This window comes from Dyella sp. (genome assembly GCF_035508675.1).
Lineage (GTDB): Bacteria > Pseudomonadota > Gammaproteobacteria > Xanthomonadales > Rhodanobacteraceae > Dyella_B.
The window spans coordinates 1-4,557 of sequence record NZ_DATJMN010000380.1; the positions used below are offsets into that span (position 1 = coordinate 1).

Below are 4,557 nucleotides of genomic sequence, written 5' to 3' on the forward strand. Positions count from 1 at the left end.
GCATGAATCTAGGCGAACTGGAAACTGTCACCACCTACGGCCTGCCGCTGAAGGTCGTGGTGCTCAACAATGTCGGCGACGGCATGGTGCGGCAGTGGCAGAAGCTGTTCTTCAAGGGACGCTTCGCTTCTTCCGACAAGAGCCTGCACCGCAAGGATTTCGTGCGCGCCGCCGAGGCCGACGGCTTCGGCTGGGCACGCCGCCTGGAACGCCGCGAAGACCTGGCCGCCACCATCGCCGAATTCCTGGCGTTCGACGGGCCGGCCTTCCTCGAAGTGATGATCGACCCGGACGCCGGCGTGTATCCCATGGTCGGCCCCGGCGCCAATTACTCGCAAATGATCACCGGCGATTTCATCCCCGCCCGCCAGGCGGCGCAGACCGGCGAAGCCGCCGCCTCCGACGCCTTCTGAATCCACCCACACACGCACGCGACACCGCCACACAGGAACAGGTCATGCAACACACGCTTTCCATCCTTTTGCAGAACGAAGCCGGCGCGCTGGTGCGCGTCGCAGGCCTGTTTGCGGCACGCGGACACAACATCGACACGCTGACCGTGGCTCCCACCGCCGATCCGGCGGTATCGCACCTGATGCTGACCGTGCGCGGCGACGATGCCGCGCTCTCCCAGATCCTGCAACAGACGCGCAAACTGGTGGACGTATTGCAGGTTCAGCACGCGACCCACGCATGAACGCACGGCTGGCCGACCAGGCACCGGCACCCACCGCGGCGGCGGTAGTGCGGCGCGCCGAAGTGGCGCGCGTGTACGACGTGGCGCAGCGCACGGCACTGGAGCGTGCATCGCTGCTCTCGACAAGGCTGGGTGCGGAGGTACTGCTCAAGCGCGAAGACCAGCAACCGGTGTTTTCGTTCAAGCTGCGCGGCGCATACAACCGCATGGCGCAGCTTGATGCGAATGAACGCGCGCGCGGCGTGGTCGCCGCCTCCGCCGGCAATCATGCGCAAGGTGTGGCGCTGGCCGCAGCGCGCCTGAAGATCCACGCCGCCATCGTGATGCCGGTGACGGCACCGCAGGTGAAGGTGGATGCGGTGCGGCGCCTTGGCGGCACCTATGCAGAAGTGGTGCTGCACGGTGATTCATACAGCGATGCGCAGGCCGAAGCACAGCGGCTGCGCGAGGAACGCGGCGCCAGCTTCGTGCATCCGTTCGACGACCTGGATGTGATCGCCGGCCAGGCCACCATCGCGCTGGAGCTGCTCGATCAATACGAGGGACCGCTGCAGGCGATATTCGTGCCGATCGGCGGCGGCGGCCTGGCGGCCGGCATCGCCTCCGTCATCAAGGCACGCCGCCCCGGCGTGCGGGTCATCGGCGTGCAGGCCAGCGACGCCGATTCGATGGCGCGCGCGCTCGAAGCAGGCGAACGCGTCTCGCTGGACGAAGTGGGCTTGTTTGCCGACGGCACCGCGGTCAAGCAAGTGGGAAGCCTGACGTTCTCCCTGTGCCAGCAGTATCTCGACCAGATCGTGCGCGTGGATACCGATGCGATCTGCGCGGCCATTCGCGACATCTACCAGGACACGCGCAGCATTCCGGAACCTTCCGGCGCGCTGGCGCTGGCGGGCTTGAAGCACTACATCGCCACGCATGGCGCCGGCGAAGGCGCACTGGTGGCCGTAGTGTCCGGCGCCAACATGAATTTCGATCGCCTGCGTTTCGTGGCCGAACGCGCGGAAGTGGGCGAACAGCGCGAGGCGGTGTTCGCGGTGACCATCCCCGAACAGCGCGGCAGCTTCCGCCGCTTCTGCACCGCACTCGGGCAACATTCGATCACCGAATTCAACTACCGCATCGGCGACGCAAAGGCCGCGCATATCTTCGTCGGCATCCAGACGGCCAAACACGGCGAACGCGAGGCGCTGGCAGCGGCCATTCGCGCCAATGATTTCGGCGTGCTCGACCTTACCGACGACGAACTGGCAAAACTGCATCTGCGGCATATGATCGGCGGCCGCTCCCCACTGGCGCGCGACGAACGGCTTTACCGCTTCGACTTCCCGGAACGGCCCGGCGCCCTGGCGCGGTTTCTCGATCGCATGCATCCGGACTGGAACATCAGCCTGTTCCATTACCGCAACCATGGTGCGGATTACGGACGCATCCTGGTCGGTATCCAGGTGCCGCCGAGCGAACTGGCGCTGCTGCAGGACTTTCTGGCCACGCTCGGTTATCCGTACGTGGACGAGAGCGACAATCCCGCCTATCGCCTGCTGCTACGCGAGTAGCGTGCCGAACGCATCGTCCATCGAGCCGCCGGCATCCAGCTCGAACACGTGGTTGTCGTAGTCCATGAAATAGAGTGCAGTGTCTTCGCGCGCCATGAAGTGTTCGACGTCGAAAGTGTTCAACTTGTCCGCATAGACCCGCAGTTCGTCGCGGCTTACCTCGAAACCGATGTGGTCGCCATTGCGGCATTGAGGGCCTTCGCCCTGTTGCAGCACGAACCACACCCCGCCGAACTTGGCGAAGGTTTGCAGATGTCCTTCATCGTCGGACTGCTTGGCCGTCACCTGTGCACCGAGCACGCCGGCCAATAGCTCCGCGGTGCGCGCAGGATCACGCACGATGAGGGCGATGTGACCAATGGAAGTACTCATGAAAACCCCACCCCGATACGGTATGAACGCCTGGGCCGAATCCCTTAGCGCGCACACTTTACTACCGGGGCGGGCGGAATGTTCTGGGGCCTCGCTCCCCAATGCTCCGAGCTTCAGGAGAGCTCCATGCACTCTTTGATTCGTCGCCCCGGCGAAGGCCGGGGCGACCGTCTCGGGGAGTCCATCCTTAGTCGGAGCATTGCCTCGCTCCCCCAGCCAGGACAGGAGACGCGCAACAACGGCACGCTACACTTGGCGCATGGCCCCGACATCCCGCAAGCGCCCAAGGCGCACGCCTCCCGCACCCGCCCCGCACCGTGCGCGCGCCGCCGTCGCGCCTAGCCGAGTGCCGCCGGCACGCCCCGCCGATAGCTCCACGCGTGCCGCCCGGGTATTGGATTGGTTACTGCAGAAACTGCCTGCACAGCATCGCCAGAAAGCGCATGACATGCTCGTGCTCACCCGCATGGACCGCCCGATCGGCGCCGTGCTGCTGCTATGGCCGACCTGGTGGGCGCTGTGGCTGGCCAGCGGCGATTTCCCATCCTGGAAGCTGCTGATCATCTTTACCCTGGGCGTCTTCGCCATGCGCGCAGCCGGCTGCGCCATCAACGACTACGCCGACCGTAAGCTGGACCCGCAGGTGGCACGCACGGCCGGCAGGCCGATTGCTTCCGGCCGCATAACCCCGCGCGAGGCGCTGATCGTTTTCGCCAGCCTGCTGGTATTTGCTTTTCTGCTGGTGCTGCTGACCAATGCGCTGACGATCAAGCTGTCCTTCATCGGCGCCGCGCTGGCCGCGCTCTATCCCTTTACCAAGCGCTACACCGACCTGCCCCAGGTGGTATTGGGCGCAGCCTTTGGCTGGGCCATCCCGATGGCCTTCGCCGCCGTGCAAAACACGGTGCCACCGCTGGGCTGGTTGCTGTTCATCGCCAACATTCTTTGGTCGGTGATCTACGACACCGAATACGCGATGGTCGATCGCGAAGACGACATCAAGGCCGGCGCACGTTCCACCGCGATCCTGTTCGGCGATGCGGACTTGCTGATCATCGGCGTACTGATGGGCACGCTTACGGTGGCCCTGGTGATGATCGGCACGCGCGCACACCTCGGCTGGCCGTATTGGTTGGGCGTGGTTGCCGTGGCCGGCTTATTCGCCTGGCAGCAATGGTTGATCCGCCACCGCGAACGCGATGCCTGCCTTGCAGCGTTTCGGCACAACAATTGGGTCGGCCTGAGCCTGTGGGTCGGCATTGCGCTGGCGCTGGCGATCCGGTGATTCGCTCCGTGTAGCGATTACCCAACCGCCCTCACTTCCCATCGCCGAAGCCAGCGCCCATGCATCCACATGTCACGGAAGAATAGTTACCGCCAATCTCCTCTAAGTAGCGACAATTTAACATTGCTGCCCCCGTTGTAGTGGCTTCTTGGCACGGTCGCCAGTAAAGGCCACAGACGAAGATGGGTGAACCAGGTCTATTACCCCAGGCGTTGCTTGAATACTGCCCTTGCCGCTGCATTCATTTTCGTAATGGCCGCCTTTGCCACATCCGTGATCGACGCTGGAATTGCAGGGTTGCCGAAGCCGATCAAGTAAATGGCGTGATCCGTGGCGTACAGCCTCCTCGTTAGGCGACCGAGGCAACTCGCCGCCCTTTCCTGGTCGGAAAACTTTCCACGGAGAAGGGCGGCGATGCCGGATACAAGCAGATCGGCAATCTGCACGCCACGGTTTCGCGTGGAATCGACGAACGCCTGTCGTTCACGATAAACCCGCTGTGCGTTGACCATCACATCCGCGCGTGCCAGCCCCGGACTCGTCGGCCGAAGCGCAGCAGCGCCCCCTCGGATGAATCGCCCAAAATTCGAATAATCGGCCCCAGCAACGAAAGGCATCGGATTGGCTCTGGACATTTCGCTAGCCAG

General features: G+C 63.9%; 6 protein-coding genes. 4 read left to right on the top strand and 2 right to left on the bottom strand.

Translation table 11 applies throughout. The annotated features are described in order from the left end of the window. The 3 genes from VMA74_RS20300 to ilvA form a co-directional block, all read left to right on the top strand. On the top strand, window positions 1-413 hold a 413-nt coding region (locus tag VMA74_RS20300; protein WP_325370321.1), incomplete at its 5' end, for a thiamine pyrophosphate-dependent enzyme. A gap of 44 nt (window positions 414-457) precedes the next feature. Beyond that, window positions 458-697 carry an acetolactate synthase small subunit gene (gene ilvN, locus VMA74_RS20305; protein WP_325370323.1) on the top strand — a complete coding sequence of 80 codons (240 nt, stop codon included), beginning with the start codon at window positions 458-460 and terminating at the stop codon, window positions 695-697. After that, a complete protein-coding gene (gene ilvA / locus VMA74_RS20310; RefSeq protein ID WP_325370325.1) occupies window positions 694-2,253 on the top strand; it encodes a threonine ammonia-lyase, biosynthetic in 1,560 nt (519 codons plus the stop codon). The genes ilvN and ilvA overlap by 4 nt, the downstream gene beginning before the upstream one ends. On the opposite strand, the gene VMA74_RS20315 is transcribed toward ilvA, so the two are convergent. Next, entirely contained in the window at window positions 2,242-2,625 is a 384-nt protein-coding gene (locus VMA74_RS20315) for a hypothetical protein (RefSeq protein ID WP_325370327.1), read from the bottom strand. The genes ilvA and VMA74_RS20315 overlap by 12 nt on opposite strands. Before the next feature lie 448 nt (window positions 2,626-3,073). On the opposite strand from VMA74_RS20315, the gene ubiA reads away from it, so the two are divergent. Further along, on the top strand, window positions 3,074-3,910 hold the full coding sequence (ubiA, locus tag VMA74_RS20320) for a 4-hydroxybenzoate octaprenyltransferase (protein ID WP_325370329.1): 837 nt from the start codon (window positions 3,074-3,076) through the stop codon (window positions 3,908-3,910). A gap of 200 nt (window positions 3,911-4,110) precedes the next feature. Here the strand turns inward: ubiA and VMA74_RS20325 are convergent. Continuing rightward, window positions 4,111-4,557: hypothetical protein (locus tag VMA74_RS20325; RefSeq protein ID WP_325370331.1), on the bottom strand; the 447-nt coding region annotated here is incomplete at its 5' end.